Source organism: Erwinia sp. PsM31 (genome assembly GCF_030433775.1).
Taxonomy (GTDB): Bacteria; Pseudomonadota; Gammaproteobacteria; order Enterobacterales; family Enterobacteriaceae; genus Erwinia; species Erwinia aeris.
Window position 1 is genome coordinate 22,915 of the sequence record NZ_JARUWZ010000004.1, and the last position, 18,904, is coordinate 41,818.

The window sequence follows — 18,904 nt, forward strand, 5'->3', positions numbered from 1 at the left end:
TCGGATTGCGATTATCTTTATAGCTACCGGGAATGCAAGCGGTAAACTCCACTTTTACCGCCACTTTAAGAGAAGTAATCCATTAGTTGCGCAGGGTTTTATCCGCTGCCAGCGTCTCCCGCCTGCCAGCCGCCGCCCAGCGCCCGATACAGATCTATCTGCGCCTGCAGTAAATTATTTTTTACCTGCACCAGGTTCAGCTGGGTGCTGAACAGCGTTCGCTGCGCGTCCAGCGCCTCCAGATAAGATGCGTAACCGTTCTGATAACGATTATTGGCAATATGCAGCGCTTCGCTCACTACCTGCTCCTGGGTTTGCAGCTCCGCCAGCTGCTCTTTATAGCGAGCAATAGCATCCAGATCGTTGTTCACCTCGCTGAAAGCGTTGCGCACCACCTTCTCATAGTTAAACAGCGCCTGATTGCGGGCCGCCATAGAGACATCGACCTGCGCCGTCAGCGCCTCGCGGTTGAGGATGGGCGCCAGCACGCTGCCGCCGATGCTCCAGAGCCGGAACGGATTATCCGCCAGCTGATGCAGCGCGGCGCTTTGCAGCGTGCCGCTGGCCGTCAAATTCAGCGAAGGCAGCAGGCGCGCTTTCGAGGAGGCCAGCGTGGCGTCCGCCGCCAGCAGCAGGCGCTGGGCCTGAACGATGTCCGGACGCCGCTGCAAAAGTTCGGAAGGCAGCAGAGAAGGCAGCTGCTGTGGAGCGACCTGCTTAAAACGGCCCTGTCGGGCGATTTCGCGAGGATTCATCCCCACCAGGATGCTGAGCGCATTTTCCTGCTGCGCAATCTGATGCCGCAGCACCGGGATCTGCGCTTTTGCCGTCTGGTATTCCGACTGCGACTGCACCCATTCCAGCCTGGAGGTATAGCCGGTTTCAAACTGCCGTTGCGCCAGCCGCAGCGAATTCTCACGCGTGGCGAGCGTCGCCTCCGTTACGCGCAGCTGCTCGTCCAGCGCCAGCAGCGTCATATAGCCAGAGGCCACCGAGCTGGCTACGGTCAACTCTGCGGCAGAAGACGCGGCCTGGATTGCCGCCAGCGAGGACTCAGCGGCCGCAATGTTGCTGCTGCGTGCGCCCCATAAATCCACCTCATAATTGGCCTGGAGCAACCCTTGAAATACGGCAGATTCATGGGGCTGGCCGCTGACCGACGAGAGCGCTCTGGCGTGGCTGGCGGAGCCGCCTGCGCTCAGCGTGGGAAAGTTATCACCCTCGGCCGCCCGCAGCTCAGCACGGTATTGATCGACGCGGGAGCGAGCGGTAAGGATATCCAGATTATGCTTCAGCGCCTGCTCAACCAGTACGTTCAGATCGCGATCGCCAAAGGCGCGCCACCATCCGGCTTCTACGGGTGAGGAAGGCCCGGCCTGATGGCGCCACTGCGCCGGAACGGGCAGCGATCCCGGCGCCTTTTCGACTTTGGTGGCGCAGCCGACGGGCAGCAGGATAACGATCAGCAGCGCCAGCGCCCGAGGCCTCATTTCGACTCTCCGGCGGCGGTATCGATATTCACCTCAACGGACATGCCGGGTCGCAGACGCTCTACTTTTTCGCTGGTAATGGCTATCCGCACCGGAATACGCTGGGCGATTTTGACAAAGTTGCCGGTAGCGTTATCCGGCGAAATCGCGCTGAACTCCGAACCGGCCGCAGGCGAAATATATTCAACTTTGCCCTGATACGTTTCGCCGTTCAGTGCATCGACGGTAAAGGTCACGGGCAGGCCAGGCCGGATATGCGCCATCTGCGTTTCTTTCATATTGGCAACGACCCACTTCTGCGGCGGCACCAGCGAGGTAAGCCGGGTGCCTGCCGCCACGTAAGCGCCCAGGCGAACGGCAATCTGCCCCAGCTGGCCGTCGCGCGGTGCGATAATGCGGGTATTGTCCAGATCGATCTGCGCCAGCTCCAGCGCGGCCTGCACATTCGCCACATCCGCCTCCATTGAGGCATGGTTAACAATCGCGGTTTGCAGATCCTGACGGGAAACTTCCAGCGTGGCTTTCGCCTGCTGTACTTCGGCCAGCGTCTGGGCATTGCTGGCGCGGGAGGCGTCGCGCTCGCGCACGGACAGCGAGCCGTCAGACACCAGATTCTCGACGCGCTTTAAATCCAGCCCGCTTTTAAGCGCCTGAGCTTTGGCATTTTCCAGCACGGCCTGGTTGCGGGCGATCACCGCCTGCGCGCTGCGCCGCTGCTGGACGTTGTTCTCCAGCGCCGCCTTTTTGATCGCCAGCTGCGCCTGCGCCTGATGCACCCGCTGCCGGTAAATACGATCGTCAATGGTCATCATCACCTCGCCCTTACGCACCGGCTGGTAATCCAGCACGTTGACGGCGGTGACGTAGCCGCTGACCTGCGGACTGATAAACGTGACCTGGCCGCGCACGTAGGCGTTTTCCGTAGACTGAACTGAACTGGTGAAAGGCGGCAGCTGCCAGGCATAAAGGATCACCAGCACCCCGACCAGGGCAATGCCTGCGCCCGTCACTATAGAGATGATCCGTAGCCTGTTATTGCGTTCACGCTCGGCGAGCTGGCTCTGTTCCTGCTGACTCATTCATTCCTCATTATTTTATTCGCCTGCAGCATCTGCCTTTCCGCTTCCGCTTCGCGTTTGGCCTGCTGCCAGTTGAGATAGCGCAGCCGCGACAGACGCCACAGTACCCAGATTAATGTGACAAAGGCCATGCCGGCCGTAAGAAGATAGGTATCGTTGTAAGCCAGCACGTTTGCCTGCAGCGTAGCTACCGTCTGTAGCTGCGCCGTACTCTGCGCGCTGAGCTGAGCGGGATCGCCGATCAGGCTGTTGAACAGCCCTGAATATTGCGACAGCCGCTCGGTGACGTTGGGATCCAGCAGGGAGAGCTGGTCGCCCAGCAGGCTGGAGTGATATTTTTCCCGCCACACCTGAAACGTTCCCAGCAGCGCCGATCCGATCAGGCCGCCCAGATTCTGGCTCATGCCGAACAGCACCACCAGGCTGACCAGGTTTTTCGGCTGGGTCACTACGCTGCCGATATTCAGCAGCAGCGCGGGCGCAATAAAGAAGGTGCTGCTGAAACCCAGCAGGAACTGGCTGAAATACATATTGTTGCCGCGGGTCAAAGGGCTTGACTGTGCGTCCATCAACGAGGCTACGATAATCAACAGCAGCGACACCACGATTGGCCAGCTAAGATGTTTAACATTGATGGTCAGCGCGCTGGTGGCGATGCCGGCAATCACCCCCAGCAGGATAGCCAGCGCCAGGCCCTGCATCTGATCGTTCAGCAGCCCGACCTGCTGTAAATAGCCAATAGCGCCGGTATTCTGCTCGGCCAGCGTGACGCGCAGCATCACCATCACGATGCCAAGACGGAAAATGGCACCGGTACGCAGCCAGCGCGTATTGATTAAGGGATTGCTGCGGTTATGTTCAAGCACCACGGCGGCAATCACCAGCACCAGCCCGAGCGCCAGACATACGCCCAGCCACGGCGTGCTGGTCCACCACTCAATGCGGCCCAGCGACAGCACGGCGCAAAACAGCGCCATACCCGGCGCCATCAGCATAAAGGTCAGAAAATCCTTCTTTTCAAACACCTTCATCCGATCGCCCGGCGGCAGCTTCAGGATCAGCACTGCCCCCAGGCAGATCATCGCCAGTCCCAGCTCAAACAGGTAAAGACCACGCCACTGCTCCAGCTGCAGCAGCTCGCTGGAAAAGAGGCGCGCCAGCGGGATAGCCAGCTGTGAAGCGCCCAGGCCGATAGCCATCGCTTTTAAGCGATGCTTTGCCGGCCAGGCCTGCACCTGATAATAAATGCCCAGCGAGCTAAGGGCCGCACCTACCATGCCGTGGGCGGCGCGCACGATAATCGCCGAGCTAAGATCGTTAACCAGCAGATGAAAGAAAGACACCAGCGCGTAAAGCACCAGGAAGGCTTCGGTAAAGGCGCGCAGACCATACTGCTGGCGGAATTTCACCAGCAGCAGGTTAATAGAAATGTTGCCCATCACGTAAACCGAAGGCAGCCAGGCTATTTCATTGCTGTAGGCGCCAAACACGCCCTGTAAATTGCTCAGGTTCGCCGTGACCAGCGCATTACTCAGCGCGCCGGTAACGGAAATCAGCAGTCCGATCAGACCAAAGGCGATGCGTTTTGGCGTGGGATGGAGAGGTGTTGAGGGCGATCCGGGCAGCATCGGCTTTTCGCCTGGCGCCCATTCGCGCGGCGCGAAAGGATCGGGACGGTTAGCGCGCACGCTATTTCGCCTCGGTCGCTTTCAACAGTTTTTGCAGCACTCGCTGTGCGACGATTAATTCGTCGCGGCTGATGGTCGCCAGCAGCTCGTTACGCAGCTTTTCTATCTCGCCCGCCAGCTGCTGATGCAGGGCCGTTCCCGCTGGCGTAATGGCGACCAGACGTTTGCGGCGATCTTCCGGCGGCTGCGTTCGCACCACCAGCTGCTGTTTAACCAGCCGATCCACCAGCGGCACTATCGTCGCCTCTTCCAGGCCCAGCGCCAGCGCCAGCTCTTTTTGGCTGACGGGCGCGGTTTGCGTTGCCAGCGTCGCTATCGCCATCCAGCTGCTGGTGGTTAAACCATCTTCTTTCACACGACGATCGATCGCCTGCCGCCAAGCCTGAGCAGTCAGGTGAAGCAGCCGGGAAAAGGTGAGATCCTGAATATTCAATATATAGAAGCCTGATAATTAGGTTGCTAACAAAAAACAGAGCATGATTATAATCAAGGATCATAGTCGACAGAAAGCGGTTTGCCGTGGTCCTGGGAAAATTATCGCAAAACAGGCTCTGCGCCTGCACGGCAAGCCAGCAGCCCGCGATAAAGGTTTTTTATTCCTGAAAAGCATTGACAGAATATAAAGCGAGGCGGCAGCGCCCCACCATACCAGAGCGGTTTAAATAGTTGCGGTGCCGGATAGTCAGGAAAAAGGGGTAACCATGTACGCATCATGATTTCAGACGGGGAATTTCAGGCGCAAAATATCGAACAAACTATGCGCTATGACAGAAAGGTTAAAATAGTTCCAGTGCCAGGTAATCAGGAAAAATGAATAGTCATTCACACACAAAAAAATGATGTCAGGCGGCATGTCAGGCGGGGAATTTCAGGCACAAAAAAACCGCCTTGCGGCGGCTTCACGACATTGCACAAAGTGCTTGTTTTTATTTGTTTTAATCGGTAGTCAAAGCGTGGTGCCCGGGGCGGGACTTGAACCCGCACAGCCATAAGCCGAGGGATTTTAAATCCCTTGTGTCTACCGATTTCACCACCCGGGCATGGGTGTAAAGTGGAGGCGCGTCCCGGAGTCGAACCGAGGTAGGCGGATTTGCAATCCGCTGCATGGCCACTCTGCCAACGCGCCTTTATTCTGCTTTGCTGCCAGCGCTACGCTGACCGCTAAATCTGGAGCGGGAAACGAGACTCGAACTCGCGACCCCGACCTTGGCAAGGTCGTGCTCTACCAACTGAGCTATTCCCGCATTTTTCAGCGTTCTTAACAGAACTTGCTGATTTACTTTATCTTCTGGCGACTCAGCTGCCTTTCGATGCGTTGCATTCTACTGACTGGACGAAATGAGTCAACACAAATATCCGCACTTTTTTCTCGTTTGCTGCTTTTTAAATCGCATTGATCATCGTTCGAGCAGATCGCCGCGTGCCGCGCTCAAATACTGATACATCGACCAGAAAGTGAGGACGGCGGCCACGTAGAGCGCCGCCACGCCGATGCCTTCTACCAGGCGATCCGGACGCCACAGCAGCGCAAACAGCGCCAGCATCTGTGCCGTGGTTTTCACTTTGCCGATCCAGGAGACGGCCACGCTGCTGCGCTTGCCGATTTCCGCCATCCACTCACGCAGCGCCGAGATAATAATTTCCCGCGCGATCATCGTAGCCGCCGGTAGCGTAATCCACCATTCGTGGTAATGCCCGGCCACCAGAACCAGCGCAATAGCCACCATCACTTTGTCCGCAACCGGATCGAGAAACGCGCCAAAACGCGTGGTTTGTTTCCAGCGACGCGCCAGCCAGCCGTCGAACCAGTCGGTGATCGCCGCCACGATAAAGATCAGTGCGCAAACCAGCGGCGCCCATTCAAACGGCAGATAAAAAGCCAATACAAAGAAAGGGATCAACACGACACGAAGCAGAGTAAGTAAGGTCGGAATATTAAAATGCATAGGTACGCTAACTGTCTGGGCAGAGTAGAATTTGTCCCTATGTTCCTACAATGCCTTAGCCAACGCAATGCTTAGTGTTTCAGCGAATAAAAGATTTTCTCCGCCAGCGCCTGCGAAATGCCGGGCACCCGAGCAATCTCCTCGACCGAAGCGTTCATCAGCGGCTGCAGGCCGCCCATATATTTAAGCAGCATTTGACGACGTTTAGGCCCTATGCCTTCGATGCTTTCCAGGGCGCTGGTATTTTTAACTTTCGCCCGTTTATTGCGATGGCCGGTAATTGCATGATTGTGAGAGTCGTCACGAATATGCTGGATGACATGCAGCGCTGGCGAGTCGGACGGCAGAGAGAATCCCTCCCCTTCCGGCTCGAAGAACAGCGTTTCCAGCCCGGCTTTGCGATCGCTGCCTTTGGCCACGCCCAGCAGGATCGGCCGATCTTTATCCCAGCCGACATCCAGTTCCGCAAACACGGCTTTCGCCTGCGCCAGCTGGCCTTTGCCGCCGTCGATCAGGATCAGGTCTGGAATTTTACTCTCTTCCAGCTCTTTGCCATAGCGACGGCGCAGCACCTGATTCATGGCCGCATAGTCATCGCCCGGCGTAATGCCGGTAATGTTATAGCGCCGATATTCAGAACGCAGTGGGCCATTGCTGTCGAAAACCACACAGGAAGCCACCGTCTGCTCGCCCATCGTATGGCTGATATCAAAGCATTCCATCCGTTTGATTTCCGGCAGATCCAGCACTTCACTTAACGCCTGTAAGCGTTGGTGAATAGTGGACTGCTGCGAAAGACGGCTAACCAGCGCGGTGCTGGCATTCGTTCTTGCCAGCTTCAGGTAGCGAGCGCGATCGCCGCGCGGATTGCTCTGAATGGAAACTTTTCTGCCGGCCATTTCGCTCAGCGACGCGGCTAACAGATCTTTTTCCGGCAGCGCGAAGTCCAGCAGAATATCAGCAGGCAGCGTGCGCGCCTGGCTGCCCTGTAGGTAGAACTGCCCGACAAACGTCTGCACCACTTCGGCGATATCGGTGCCGCCCGGCACTTTAGGGAAGTAGCTGCGGCTGCCCAGCACTTTGCCCTGACGGATAAACAGCACGTGCAGGCAGGCCATCCCGGCATCGAAAGCGACGCCGATAACATCCAGATCGTCGCCATTATTGGAAACGAACTGCCGTTCGGTTACGCGCCGTACCGCCTGGATCTGGTCGCGCAGCCGCCCTGCTTCCTCAAACTTCAGCGCCTGGCTGGCTTCCTCCATACGGCTAATCAGCTGCTTCAGCACCTGATCGTCTTTGCCGGACAGGAACAGCCGTACATAGTCCGTCTGTTGCGCATACTCTTCTTCGCTGACTAACCCCGCCACGCACGGCCCAAGGCAGCGCCCGATCTGATATTGCAGGCACGGGCGGGAGCGGTTGCGGTATACGCTGTTTTCGCACTGGCGGATCGGGAATATTTTCTGCAACAGCGACAGCGTTTCCCGCACCGCATAGCCGTTAGGGAAAGGCCCGAAATATTCGCCTTTGGCATGCTTGGCGCCGCGATGGCTGGCCAGACGAGGATGCTCATCCGCGCTGAGGAATATATAGGGATATGATTTGTCGTCGCGCAGCAGGACGTTATAGCGCGGCTGATACAGCTTGATGTAGTTATGCTCAAGCAGCAGCGCTTCGGTTTCGGTATGGGTGACCGTCACGTCTATCTGATGAATGCTGGCGACCAGCGCTTCGGTTTTTCGGCTGCCCAGATTGCCACGAAAGTAGCTGGACAGGCGTTTTTTTAAATCTTTGGCTTTACCGACGTAGATAACAGTGCCGCCAGCATCATACATGCGATAGACGCCTGGCTGGCTGGTGACCGTTTTCAGGAAAGATTTGGCATCAAAAACATCATTCACTACTGGTTAACGACTCCGCATTGAACAGCCCGTGCCGGATAGCCAGATGCGTTAACTCGACGTCGCCGCTAATGTTCAGCTTGCTGAACATACGGTAGCGATAGCTGTTAACGGTCTTCGGACTCAGGCTAAGCTGTTCGGAAATATCTGCCACTTTCTGGCCCCTGGTGATCATCAGCATAATCTGTAATTCGCGTTCCGACAAACAATCAAAAGGCGACTCCGTTTTTTGCGGCTCGATCTGGCTGAGGGCCATCTGCTGGGCGATATCCGAGGCAATGTAGCGTTGTCCGGCGTTAACCTGGCGAATCGCGCTGACCACTTCCTGCGGCGCGGCGCCCTTGCTGAGATAGCCGGCCGCCCCCGCCTGCATTACCCTGGCGGGCAGCGGATTTTCAGTGTGGATGGTCAGCATAATGATTTTCACATCCGGGCTGTAGCGCACGATTTTCCGCGTTGCCTCAAGCCCGCCGATGCCGGGCATGTTCATATCCATCAGCACGACGTCGACATCATTGCTGCGGCACCACTTCACTGCGTCTTCGCCGCAGCAGGCTTCACCGACAACCTGAAAGCCTTTGATGTCTTCCAGAATGCGTCGAATGCCGGCCCGCACCAGTTCATGGTCGTCAACAAGAAGAACGCGTATCAAAAGGCCTCTCCAAATGGGTATTAACGGGGGGAAGGATCATTAACAGACCGTCGATTTTACCTCTTTTTGATTGCCGTTAGAACATAAATAAACGCCTGTTCCGCCGGGTGTTATTGCACGCCGTGCGCGCCAGGTGCCTGTATAGATGGGGTAAATATGATATACTCGTTACTTAATTGTATTATCAGCACCAAAAATCGCGCAGCCGATCCGTTAATAAAAAAACCAGGAGAAAACATGAGCGACACTGATTTTTCAACCAGTAAAGATACGCAAACTTTGGCCGAAGAGATGGCCTGCATGAAAGCGCTGGTTACATTTATGTTGAAAGGTATGGGCCAGGCCGATGCCGGTAAGGTAATTATTAACATGGAAAAATATATTGCTCAGCTGACGGATCGCCAGCAGGCGGACGTGTTCAGTAGCACGATTAGTCAAATTAAGCAGGCTTACCGCCAGTAATTGCCCGCAGCAAAGTAGCCCATTGTCTGCCGGTCAGCGTGGGGCTCGCTTAACTCACCAATGACTTAAGGGAACAATGGGCTTAATTTTTAAAGCTGTTTTGGGTGCGCTGGTTGTCGTTTTGATTGGTATTTTATCTAAAACGCGCAGCTATTATCTGGCTGGCCTGCTGCCGCTCTTCCCTACCTTCGCGCTGATTGCCCACTATATCGTAGCCAGCGAACGCGGCATTGAGGCCCTCCGCACCACCATCATTTTTGGTATGTGGGCCATCATCCCCTATTTTATCTATCTGCTGACGCTCTGGTATTTTGTCGGCATGATGCGGCTCCCCCTGGCGCTTGGTGGCGCCGTGGGGTGCTGGTGTCTGGCCGCATGGCTGTTGATTACGCTGTGGGCGCGCAGTCAGGCTTAAGCCTGACGTCCTCTGCCGCTCCAGCTGACGGAAACACCCAGCGTCGGCAGCACCTCTTCAGGGCTGAAACGGCGCGCGCCACGGAATTTTTCCGCCAGATTAGGCTGGTTAACCGGGATCCTGACGGCGAAAAGATTATCTTCAGACTGAATGACGCCTGCCGTTAACGGTTCATAGACCACCAGATGCTGTTCGAACATTCTTTCCAGCATTGGCGTAGCCGCGCTATAAAGGTATTCCACGCCCGACTGTTCGGCCAGCTGCACGCTGTGCCAGAGAATGCTAAGCGGTAGCTCGGGGTCAACATCCAGACGGGCAGAAAAACGCGACATTTCCCAGATAGCCTGCTGGCGCTTCTCTCCGCTTTCCCTGTCGTTCCACTCCATCAGGCGAGCGCAGCCGCAAATGCCTTGCTGTGCGGTCCAGGCGATTAACCAGACCACGTCCGAGCGGTCAAAGCGATCGTACTCCTGGCCAGGCGTACTTAACCGCGATGGAATCGACCATCCTTCGCCCCGCGCGAAAACGCTGTAGCGATAACTTCCTAATTCTGCCAGCAAAGACGAGGGCATGTCCCTTAGCTTGGTCTGGATAATCTTCATCATTAATCCTCTGTTGCATTCACCGCTGAATGCCTTTCCATGTGGCTCAGGCCTGGCAACCCCAGGCGCAGGGTAGACAACCGACCGGCAATACGAAACTACTAAAATTGGTAGCTATGATTCGTTTAAAGTAGCCCAATCGCAGCGGCATAAGAGGCCACCTGCGTTTTATTTGGCGCGTTGAACTTTCTTTGCATATTTTTCTGATGAAAATTCACAGTATGTGTTGAAATGGACAGGATCAGTGAGATTTCCGCTGCGGTTTTGCCTTCTGCTGTCCATTTGAGTATTTCTCGTTCCCGCTGGCTTAAAGGCATCGTCATTACGCTGAGCGAACGATCCTTTACGCGCTGTAAAGCATCAAGTATCCGGTCCGACAAAAACTGGAGTTTAAGTTGTTTTTCAGCGCATAACGCTGTCTTTTCAAAAGATTTACCCGAGGCCATCGACAAAATGCCCACAACGCGGTTGCTGGCTATCCTGGAGCAGGAAAACCCGGAACGAATACCAAACTCTTTAGCGGCATCGAACACTTTTCGTCCTTCCTTGACCACCGGATCGTTCCACAGCAGCAAAGTGCCCGGTACCTGGCAATAGCGAATGATCGGATCAACTTCCGAAAAATTTTCTTCCTGCCATTTCCGCACCCACCTTTCAGGATAGTTGGAAAAAACAAATATTTTAGGGCGAGTAAAAGGAACAGGATGGCGTATATATAGCGCATAGAAATTTAGCCCCAGATCCAGCGTGTGTTGGGCAAGCAGTCGCATTATTTCAGTCGTATCTGTGACCTCAAGGAAAGCCGCCTCGGTTTCCTTACACCAGCTGAAATAATTTCCAGTAGCCATTGCTGCCTCGGATGGATGAGGCATCAGCCCGCATCCTGCTGTAAATTTAGGGTCAATTCTGAATACCAGGTAATATAGGGGGAGAATTAACGCCCACTACTTATCCTTATGTCGCGGGATAATAACAAGAAAAGGTGCTCCTGATTGTCCGAAAATCGCAGGCATAGCAGTAACCTTTTAAATTAACAGAAAAATGCAGCGTGATTGCGCCTGGTGACGCCGGTAGCCGTAGCTATCCACTATCCACTATCAGCCATCAGCCATCAGCCATCAGCCATCAGCCATCAGCCATCAGCCATCAGCCATCAGCCAAAAGGTTACCTTGTACCCGCCCGATGCCTCTTTTAAGAAACAAGAATAAGATTTTTCCTGGAAATATTCAATCATGCGCTTTTAAGGGTCGATTTTAAAGCCTGCTAAAAATTTATTGCTTAAAAGGAGGCACTTGCGGAAAATCAATTTGATACGACAGTATCAAATATTATAACCATCTGATTTACAGCAAATTAAAGCATTAAAGATAGAAATTTGTCTTTAGGATAATTATTAATTACGGCTGTAGTACGCCTTTTCTCCGCCCTCAATTGGCGACGACGCGCTTTTACCCGATCTGGAAATATGGCGCCGGCAGGTTACCGACAGACGCCAAATCCTCGCATGCCCAGATGAAAGTGCGAGGCGTGGGCGCGGTTGTAATCCGGGCCCAGTGAATTACCATACCAGGCGCAGCTTTGCTGGAAAACTTGCCGTAGCCAGAGCGCCTCGGGGCGCTGCTGTCCCCACGTCTTCTGCACGGTAATTTGTCTGCCATCCTGTAAGCGGAAACCCGCCACGTCCAGCGCTTCCGCCGTGGCATGTTCGCTTAGCCTGCCTGTGGCACGGTGATAAATATTTCTACAGGCGTAGCTGCCGACATGATCGATACGTGCCAGCGGTGAGCCGAGCTGCGCAGCCGCCAGTGGTTTTGCCGCCGTGATAAACATCGTGGTTGAGAGCGCCAGCGAGCAGCTGGCCAGAAACGAGGCGCTGAGACGCACATCGCCGAACCCCTGTACGCGCACCGGATCGGCAAGCGGACAATTTCCCCCAACGGGCCGGACGCGGCTGAAGCGGATATAGCCGCCTTCCTGCGCTCGCCGTAGTGCCGCCATACAGGCTTCGGGATCGTTTTGCAGCCGCTTTAGCTTATAGCGGGTGATCCAGCCCGGCGCGTCGGTGACGTTCAGCGGCGTAAAGGGGTTCCAGGCCGACGGCAGTTTTTTTTGCAGCCACGGCGTTATCAGCAACGTCAGCAGAATAATGATGCCTGCGCCAATCAGTGCTTTCATCATCTCCTCCCGTTCATGCCGCTCCGCCGGCCCGTTTTGTCGAATAATGAGTGTAGCGGCGTTTTTGTGCGATCGAACCAACTGTGAATAACTTTACCTGCCAGCCACGCGCTTTTACGTTAAGATTTGCGCCCTTAAGCGGAAAAACGATGTCGGCCTTATGCCGTTTTTTCCCGGAGAGCGCGGTAATACAACGAGTTGCCGACGCGCATTGACTAAATAACAGCCCTCAGAGCTGACACAACATCTACAGGATAACTTCTCGTTATGGTTGACCAATTGAAAAAGCCTCTTCAGGAGGAGGCGCCCGGCGAGCTGCGGCGCAACTTACATAACCGGCATATCCAGCTTATTGCAATCGGCGGCGCTATCGGCACCGGCCTGTTTATGGGGTCCGGGAAAACTATCAGTCTTGCCGGCCCGTCGATTGTTTTCGTCTATATGATCATCGGCTTTATGCTGTTCTTCGTGATGAGGGCGATGGGCGAGCTGCTGCTCTCCAACCTTGAATATAAATCTTTCGGCGATTTTGCCGCCGATCTGCTGGGCCCCTGGGCGGGTTACTTTACCGGCTGGACCTACTGGTTCTGCTGGGTGGTCACCGGTATTGCGGACGTGGTCGCCATCAGCTCTTATTTCCAGTTATGGTTCCCCAGCTTCTCGGTCGGCATGAGCGCCCTGCTCTGCATCGCCGTTTTCCTGACGCTGAATATCGCTACGGTGAAACTGTTCGGCGAGCTGGAGTTCTGGTTCGCCATCATCAAGATAGTGGCTATTGTCGCGCTGATCGTTACCGGCATTGTGCTGGTCGCTATGCACTACCCTTCACCGGGCGGCGGCACGGCGGCGCTGAGCAATATCTGGGATCATGGCGGCCTGTTTCCAAAAGGAATGAGCGGCTTTTTTGCCGGCTTCCAGATTGCGGTGTTCGCCTTTGTCGGTATTGAGCTGGTAGGCACGGCGGCTGCGGAAACACACGATCCGAAGAAAGTCCTGCCGCGCGCTATTAACGCTATCCCGCTGCGCATCATTATGTTTTATGTTTTTGCGCTGCTGGTGATCATGGCCGTTACGCCGTGGACGCAGGTCGTGGCCGACCGCAGTCCTTTTGTGGAAATGTTTATGCTGATTGGCCTGCCGGCGGCCGCCAGCATCGTTAACTTTGTGGTGCTGACCTCCGCCGCCTCTTCGGCCAACAGCGGTATTTTCTCCACCAGCCGTATGCTCTACGGCCTGGCGCAGCAGGGCGTCGCCCATCCACGCTTCGGCAAGCTGTCACGGCGCGCGGTGCCGACTACCGGCCTTTTCTTCTCCTGCTTCTGCCTGCTGGGCGGCGTAGCGCTGATTTACCTGATCCCGAACGTGATGAAGGTCTTTACGCTGGTGACCACCGTCTCCGCGATCCTGTTTATGTTCGTCTGGTCAATTATCCTTTGCTCTTATCTGGCCTACCGCAAGCAGCGCCCGCAGCTGCATGCCGAATCCGTCTATAAGATGCCGCTGGGCAAGGTGATGTGCTGGATATGTCTGGCCTTCTTCGTCTTTGTGCTGGTGCTGCTCTCGCTACAGGAAGATACCCGCCAGGCGCTGATGGTGACGCCGCTGTGGTTTGTGATGCTCGGCATCGGCTGGTGGCTACGTCAGCGCAAACAGCGTTAATACCAAGAACGGGCCTTTACGGCCCGTTCTGACTGCTGACAAATCTAAATAGCGCATGCATCCTGGTGTTTTTTTACAGCAATCTGGCTGTTTCACAGCGGCAGAGGCTGAGCGGATAAGCGGACCGTTTTGGCGCATGGACGCGCCAAACGAGCCTACAGGGACGTGCGCGTCCGTGTTCCGATCTGCCTCTGCCGCTTTTCACCAATCTGCAAGCGACCTGTTAGTTAAGGATAAGTTTGTCAACAATCTCAACGGGCCTTTACGGCCCGTTTTTTTTAGCGGACGCGGATACCTTCAATCACCATTCGCTGCACGTTTTCTACCGTTTCCAGGAAAAAAGCCTCGTCGTTGAGCGTACGTCCCGTGACGGCCTCGACCTGGCTGGCGAAATCCGCATAGTGCTGCGTGGTTGCCCACAGCATAAAAATCAGATGATGCGGCTCTACCGCCGCCAGCCTGCCCGCTTCTATCCAGCCTTTCACGATTTGTGATTTCTCATCCACCAGCGCTTTCAGATCGCCTTCCAGCTCCGCTTTCAGCAGCGGCGCGCCCTGTAGCATCTCCAGACAGAACAGCCGCGAGGCCTGCGGATGGTCCCGCGAGACTTCCAGCTTCAGCCGGATATAGTCACGTATAGCCACCAGCGGCTCCTGATCGCTGCGCAGCGCGCGCAGGGGCGCCAGCCAGACGTCCAGGATCTCCTTAAGCACGGCAATATAGAGCGCTTCTTTTGAAGGAAAGTAGTAAAGCAGATTGGTTTTTGAAACGTCTGCCCCTTCCGCCACCTTGTCCAGGCTGGTGCCGTGCAGACCATAAAGAGAAAACAGCTCAAGCGCCGCCGCCAGGATAGCCGTTCGCTTGGCGGCAACGGCTTTAGAACGCCGGGTCGGCGCGGGGGATTTTGCAGAATTCACCGTAACTCCATCCTTTAACCGGCGGGCGTCTTGCCACCGTGCACTTTTTTCGCTCACGTCCGCCTGCTTTTTGTGCATGAATTTTTACCAAATGGTCTGTTTCGGACCATATGCTCCACAACATTTTAACACAAATATCTCAACTGATTGAATCATAGCCTTTTTTATAAAGTGGCACAGCCTTTGCAATCTTTCTTTTGCGCCGCTCAACAGGGAGCAGGGAAGCAACGCAGCGCGGACCGTCACCGTTAACTATGAGGTATTCCCATGAAAGTTGGTGTTTTTATCCCTATCGGCAACAACGGCTGGTTGATCTCTACCACGGCTCCGCAGTACAAGCCGACTTTTGAACTGAACAAGGCTATCGTTCTCAAGGCGGAGCATTATCAGTTTGATTTCGCGCTGTCGATGATCAAACTGCGCGGCTTTGGCGGCAAAACCGAGTTCTGGGACCATAACATGGAGTCCTTCACCCTGATGGCCGGCCTGGCCGCCGTGACTTCCCGCATCGAAATTTATGCTACGGCCGCCACCCTGACGCTGCCGCCCGCCATAGTAGCAAGAATGGCTGCGACCGTGGATTCGATTTCCGGCGGCCGCTTCGGCGTCAACCTGGTGACCGGCTGGCAGAAGCCTGAATATGAGCAGATGGGCATCTGGCCCGGCGACGACTACTTCGCGCGCCGCTACGACTACCTGACCGAATACGTCACCGTGCTGCGCGATTTATGGGGCACCGGCAAATCCGACCTGAAAGGCGAATTCTTTACCATGAACGACTGCCGCGTCAGCCCGCAGCCGCAAAGCCCGATGAAGGTGATTTGCGCAGGCCAGAGCGACGCCGGCATGGCTTTCTCCGCGCAGCATGCCGATTACAACTTCTGCTTCGGTAAAGGCGTCAACACGCCGACTGCCTTTGCCCCAACCGCCGCCCGTATGAAAAGCGCAGCGGACCTTGCCGGTCGCGACGTCGGCTCCTACGTGCTGTTTATGGTCATCGCCGATGAAACCGACGAGGCTGCCCGCGAGAAATGGGAGCGCTACAAAGACGGCGCAGATGAAGAGGCGCTGGCCTGGCTTACCACGCAAAGCCAGCAGGACAAGCGCTCCGGCAGCGATACCAACGTGCGGCAGATGGCCGATCCTACCTCGGCGGTCAATATCAATATGGGCACGCTGGTTGGTTCTTACGCCAACGTGGCGCGCATGTTGGATGAAGTGGCTACCGTACCCGGCACCCAGGGCGTGCTGCTGACCTTCGATGATTTCCTGCAGGGAATTGAGAATTTCGGCGAGCGTATTCAGCCGCTGATGTCCTGCCGCAGCCATATTGCCCTGTCCGCTAAAGAGGTAGCCTGATGAGCCTGCAAGAAACCGTGATCTGCACCACCGCCGCCACTAAAAACAGCGTTACCCTGCCCGCGCGCCCGGAAGCCATCGCTTTCCCGCCGGAGCAGACCGCGCTGATCGTGGTGGATATGCAAAATGCCTATGCCACCACCGGCGGCTATCTGGATCTGGCCGGGTTTGACGTTTCCGCCACCGCGCCGGTTATTGAAAAAATCGCCGTCGCCGTGAAGGCGGCGCGGGATGCCGGGATCCAGATTATCTGGTTTCAGAACGGCTGGGACGACCAGTACGTCGAGGCGGGCGGCCCCGGCTCGCCAAACTGGCATAAATCCAACGCGCTGAAAACGATGCGCAACCGGCCCGAGCTGGCGGGCACGCTGCTGGCGAAAGGCGGCTGGGACTATGAGCTGGTTGACCAGCTTCAGCCGCAGCCCGGCGATATCGTGCTGCCGAAACCGCGCTACAGCGGCTTCTTTAATACGCCGCTGGACAGCATGTTGCGCAGCCGCGGCATTCGCCATCTGATCTTTACCGGCATTGCCACCAACGTCTGCGTGGAATCGACGCTGCGCGACGGGTTTTTCCTGGAATATTTCGGCGTGGTGCTGGAAGACGCCACCTATCAGGCCGGCCCGCTTTTCGCCCAGCAGGCCGCCATTTTTAACATCGAAACCTTTTTTGGCTGGGTAAGCAACGTAGAAACTTTCTGCACCGCGCTGCAAACCGCCAGCGTTGCGCAAACACAAACGGCCTGAGGCAGGAGAAAACGATGCCAAAAACGATTATTACTCCGCCGGGCACCGGCGTGCCCATTGCGCCTTTTGTGCCCGGCACGCTGGCCGATGGCGTGGTCTATGTCTCCGGCACCTTGCCTTTCGATCGGGACAACAACGTGGTGCACGTCGGCGATGCGGCGGCACAAACGCGGCACGTGCTGGAGACGATCAAAAGCGTTATCGAAACCGCAGGCGGCACCATGGCTGACGTCACGTTTAACTCCATATTCCTGACCGACTGGAGCAACTATGGCGAGATCAACCGGGTTTACGCCGACTATTTCCCCGGCGAAAAACCCGCACGCTTCTGTATTCAGTGCGGGCTGGTAAAGCCGGACGCGCTGGTGGAAATCGCGTCAATCGCGCATATCGGCAGCTAACGGAGGCGCCATGCATCTTGACATTTCCGGCCTGGCGCAGCCTTCTGCGCCCACGCTGGTGCTCTCTGCCGGTTTGGGCGGGCTGGGCAGCTTCTGGCAGCCGCAGCTCGCCGAACTGCGCAAGGCGTACCGCGTGGTCACTTACGATCAGCGCGGCACCGGACGCAGCCCGGATACGCTGCCCGCTGGCTACAGCATGCGCGATATGGCCGAAGAGCTGGCCTCGGCGCTGGCGGCGCGCGACATCGTCCGCTTCGACATTATAGGCCACGCGCTGGGCGGCATGGTGGCGATGCAGCTGGCGCTCGACTACCCCGAACGCGTGGCGCGGCTGGCGATCGTTAACGGCTGGCTGCGGCTTGACGCCCATACCCGCCGCTGCTTTCAGGTTCGTCAGGATCTGCTGCTGAACGTCGGCGTGGAAGCTTACGTTCGCGCGCAGCCGCTGTTTCTCTATCCTGCCGACTGGCTGGCGGAAAACGAAGCGCGTATCGAAGCGGAAGACGCGCTGCATAACGCGCATTTTCAGGGTACTGAAAATTTGCTTCGCCGCCTGCACGCGCTGATGAGCTGCGACTTTACGCAACAGGCCGGGCAGATTACCCAGTCAGCGCTGCTGATCTGTTCGCAGGACGATCTGCTGGTGCCGTCGATCTGCTCGCAAAAACTGTACGAGGCGCTGCCAAACGCCACGCTGGAGGCGATGCCTCGCGGCGGTCATGCCATGAGCGTGACGGAAAGCGCCGCCTTTAACGCCCTTTTACTGACCTGGCTGGACGAAACCGCGCCCGCCCACTTTTCCCCGGAGCCGCTATGGCAGAAGCCCTGAATTCCACCGCGCTGGCGACGCTGTTCACCGCCGCGCGCACCTACAATGGCTGGCAGGATCGTCCCGTCAGCGACCAGCAGCTTGCTGAACTTTATGATTTGATCAAGATGGGGCCGACCTCGGCCAACTGTAGCCCGGCCCGCTTCTGTTTTGTGCGTAGCGCGGAAGGCAAAGCGAAGCTGAAGCCTGCCCTTTCCAGCGGCAATCTGGAAAAAACCCTGACCGCGCCGGTGACGGCTATCGTCGCCTGGGATCCGTCTTTTTACGAGCAGCTGCCCACGCTATTTCCTCATGCCGACGCCAAAGCCTGGTTTACCAGCAGCCCGGCGCTGGCGGAGGAGACGGCCTTTCGCAACAGTTCGCTTCAGGCGGCTTATCTGATTAGCGCCTGCCGCGCGCTCGGTCTGGATACCGGCCCGATGTCCGGCTTTGACCGGGCGATGGTCGATACCACCTTCTTCGCCGACAGCGGCTGGAAAAGTAATTTATTAGTCAATATCGGCTATGGCGACGCGAGCAAAGTCTATGCGCGGCTGCCAAGACTGGCTTTTGCCGATGCCTGCACGCTTGTATAAGGGG

19 protein-coding genes and 3 tRNA genes are annotated in these 18,904 nt (G+C 56.3%); 8 read left to right on the forward strand and 14 right to left on the reverse strand.

The window, feature by feature from the left end; all coding sequences use genetic code 11:
• Window positions 1-98: 98 nt before the first annotated feature.
• The 10 genes from QCD69_RS04505 to uvrY form a co-directional block, all read right to left on the reverse strand.
• Entirely contained in the window at window positions 99-1,490 is a 1,392-nt protein-coding gene (locus tag QCD69_RS04505) for an efflux transporter outer membrane subunit (protein ID WP_301251178.1), read from the reverse strand.
• Window positions 1,487-2,569 (reverse strand): HlyD family secretion protein, encoded by a 1,083-nt coding sequence (locus QCD69_RS04510; RefSeq protein ID WP_301251180.1) that lies wholly within the window; start codon window positions 2,567-2,569, stop codon window positions 1,487-1,489. The genes QCD69_RS04505 and QCD69_RS04510 overlap by 4 nt, the downstream gene beginning before the upstream one ends.
• Window positions 2,566-4,197 (reverse strand): MFS transporter, encoded by a 1,632-nt coding sequence (locus tag QCD69_RS04515; protein WP_301251306.1) that lies wholly within the window; start codon window positions 4,195-4,197, stop codon window positions 2,566-2,568. The genes QCD69_RS04510 and QCD69_RS04515 overlap by 4 nt, the downstream gene beginning before the upstream one ends.
• Window positions 4,198-4,258: 61 nt before the next feature.
• On the reverse strand, window positions 4,259-4,690 hold the full coding sequence (locus QCD69_RS04520; RefSeq protein WP_253454643.1) for a MarR family winged helix-turn-helix transcriptional regulator: 432 nt from the start codon (window positions 4,688-4,690) through the stop codon (window positions 4,259-4,261).
• A gap of 521 nt (window positions 4,691-5,211) precedes the next feature.
• Window positions 5,212-5,297 (reverse strand) — tRNA-Leu (locus QCD69_RS04525).
• Between the two features lie 12 nt (window positions 5,298-5,309).
• A tRNA-Cys gene (locus tag QCD69_RS04530) sits at window positions 5,310-5,383 on the reverse strand.
• Between the two features lie 42 nt (window positions 5,384-5,425).
• A tRNA-Gly gene (locus QCD69_RS04535) sits at window positions 5,426-5,501 on the reverse strand.
• 153 nt (window positions 5,502-5,654) lie between these two features.
• Entirely contained in the window at window positions 5,655-6,203 is a 549-nt protein-coding gene (pgsA, locus tag QCD69_RS04540) for a CDP-diacylglycerol--glycerol-3-phosphate 3-phosphatidyltransferase (RefSeq protein ID WP_253454644.1), read from the reverse strand.
• Window positions 6,204-6,274: 71 nt separating this feature from the next.
• A complete protein-coding gene (gene uvrC / locus QCD69_RS04545) occupies window positions 6,275-8,107 on the reverse strand; it encodes an excinuclease ABC subunit UvrC (RefSeq protein ID WP_253454645.1) in 1,833 nt (610 codons plus the stop codon).
• Window positions 8,100-8,759 (reverse strand): UvrY/SirA/GacA family response regulator transcription factor, encoded by a 660-nt coding sequence (gene uvrY / locus QCD69_RS04550; RefSeq protein WP_253454646.1) that lies wholly within the window; start codon window positions 8,757-8,759, stop codon window positions 8,100-8,102. Before uvrY ends, uvrC begins: the two co-directional genes overlap by 8 nt.
• A gap of 237 nt (window positions 8,760-8,996) precedes the next feature.
• Here uvrY and QCD69_RS04555 point away from each other — a divergent pair, with 237 nt between their 5' ends.
• Together QCD69_RS04555 and QCD69_RS04560 are read left to right on the forward strand one after the other, a co-directional pair.
• Window positions 8,997-9,221 (forward strand): DUF2594 family protein, encoded by a 225-nt coding sequence (locus tag QCD69_RS04555; RefSeq protein WP_125288658.1) that lies wholly within the window; start codon window positions 8,997-8,999, stop codon window positions 9,219-9,221.
• Between the two features lie 76 nt (window positions 9,222-9,297).
• On the forward strand, window positions 9,298-9,636 hold the full coding sequence (locus QCD69_RS04560) for a GlpM family protein (protein WP_253454647.1): 339 nt from the start codon (window positions 9,298-9,300) through the stop codon (window positions 9,634-9,636).
• Here QCD69_RS04560 and QCD69_RS04565 read toward each other — a convergent pair.
• The 3 genes from QCD69_RS04565 to QCD69_RS04575 all read right to left on the reverse strand — a co-directional run bounded on the left by QCD69_RS04565 (window position 9,633) and on the right by QCD69_RS04575 (window position 12,414).
• Complete coding sequence (locus tag QCD69_RS04565; protein WP_253461038.1) at window positions 9,633-10,238, reverse strand: autoinducer synthase; 606 nt, start codon at window positions 10,236-10,238, stop codon at window positions 9,633-9,635. The genes QCD69_RS04560 and QCD69_RS04565 overlap by 4 nt on opposite strands.
• A 125-nt stretch (window positions 10,239-10,363) precedes the next feature.
• Entirely contained in the window at window positions 10,364-11,086 is a 723-nt protein-coding gene (gene sdiA / locus QCD69_RS04570; protein WP_436829863.1) for a transcriptional regulator SdiA, read from the reverse strand.
• A gap of 632 nt (window positions 11,087-11,718) precedes the next feature.
• Complete coding sequence (locus tag QCD69_RS04575) at window positions 11,719-12,414, reverse strand: extensin-like domain-containing protein (protein ID WP_301251307.1); 696 nt, start codon at window positions 12,412-12,414, stop codon at window positions 11,719-11,721.
• A gap of 267 nt (window positions 12,415-12,681) precedes the next feature.
• On the opposite strand from QCD69_RS04575, the gene cycA reads away from it, so the two are divergent.
• Entirely contained in the window at window positions 12,682-14,073 is a 1,392-nt protein-coding gene (gene cycA, locus QCD69_RS04580) for a D-serine/D-alanine/glycine transporter (protein WP_301251181.1), read from the forward strand.
• A 278-nt stretch (window positions 14,074-14,351) separates the two neighbouring features.
• Here the strand turns inward: cycA and rutR are convergent, their stop codons facing one another.
• A complete protein-coding gene (gene rutR, locus QCD69_RS04585; RefSeq protein WP_301251182.1) occupies window positions 14,352-14,990 on the reverse strand; it encodes an HTH-type transcriptional regulator RutR in 639 nt (212 codons plus the stop codon).
• A gap of 267 nt (window positions 14,991-15,257) precedes the next feature.
• On the opposite strand from rutR, the gene rutA reads away from it, so the two are divergent.
• The 5 genes from rutA to QCD69_RS04610 are packed head-to-tail and all read left to right on the forward strand — an operon-like array spanning window position 15,258 to window position 18,900.
• Window positions 15,258-16,349, forward strand: a complete 1,092-nt coding sequence (gene rutA, locus QCD69_RS04590; protein WP_253454652.1) for a pyrimidine utilization protein A — start codon at window positions 15,258-15,260, stop codon at window positions 16,347-16,349.
• A complete protein-coding gene (gene rutB, locus QCD69_RS04595; RefSeq protein ID WP_301251183.1) occupies window positions 16,349-17,095 on the forward strand; it encodes a pyrimidine utilization protein B in 747 nt (248 codons plus the stop codon). The genes rutA and rutB overlap by 1 nt, the downstream gene beginning before the upstream one ends.
• Before the next feature lie 14 nt (window positions 17,096-17,109).
• Complete coding sequence (gene rutC / locus QCD69_RS04600) at window positions 17,110-17,496, forward strand: pyrimidine utilization protein C (RefSeq protein WP_253454654.1); 387 nt, start codon at window positions 17,110-17,112, stop codon at window positions 17,494-17,496.
• Between the two features lie 10 nt (window positions 17,497-17,506).
• Window positions 17,507-18,325, forward strand: coding sequence for a pyrimidine utilization protein D (gene rutD, locus QCD69_RS04605; RefSeq protein WP_301251184.1), 819 nt, complete (start codon window positions 17,507-17,509; stop codon window positions 18,323-18,325).
• Window positions 18,310-18,900 carry a malonic semialdehyde reductase gene (locus tag QCD69_RS04610; RefSeq protein ID WP_301251185.1) on the forward strand — a complete coding sequence of 197 codons (591 nt, stop codon included), beginning with the start codon at window positions 18,310-18,312 and terminating at the stop codon, window positions 18,898-18,900. The genes rutD and QCD69_RS04610 overlap by 16 nt, the downstream gene beginning before the upstream one ends.
• Window positions 18,901-18,904 lie beyond the last annotated feature (4 nt).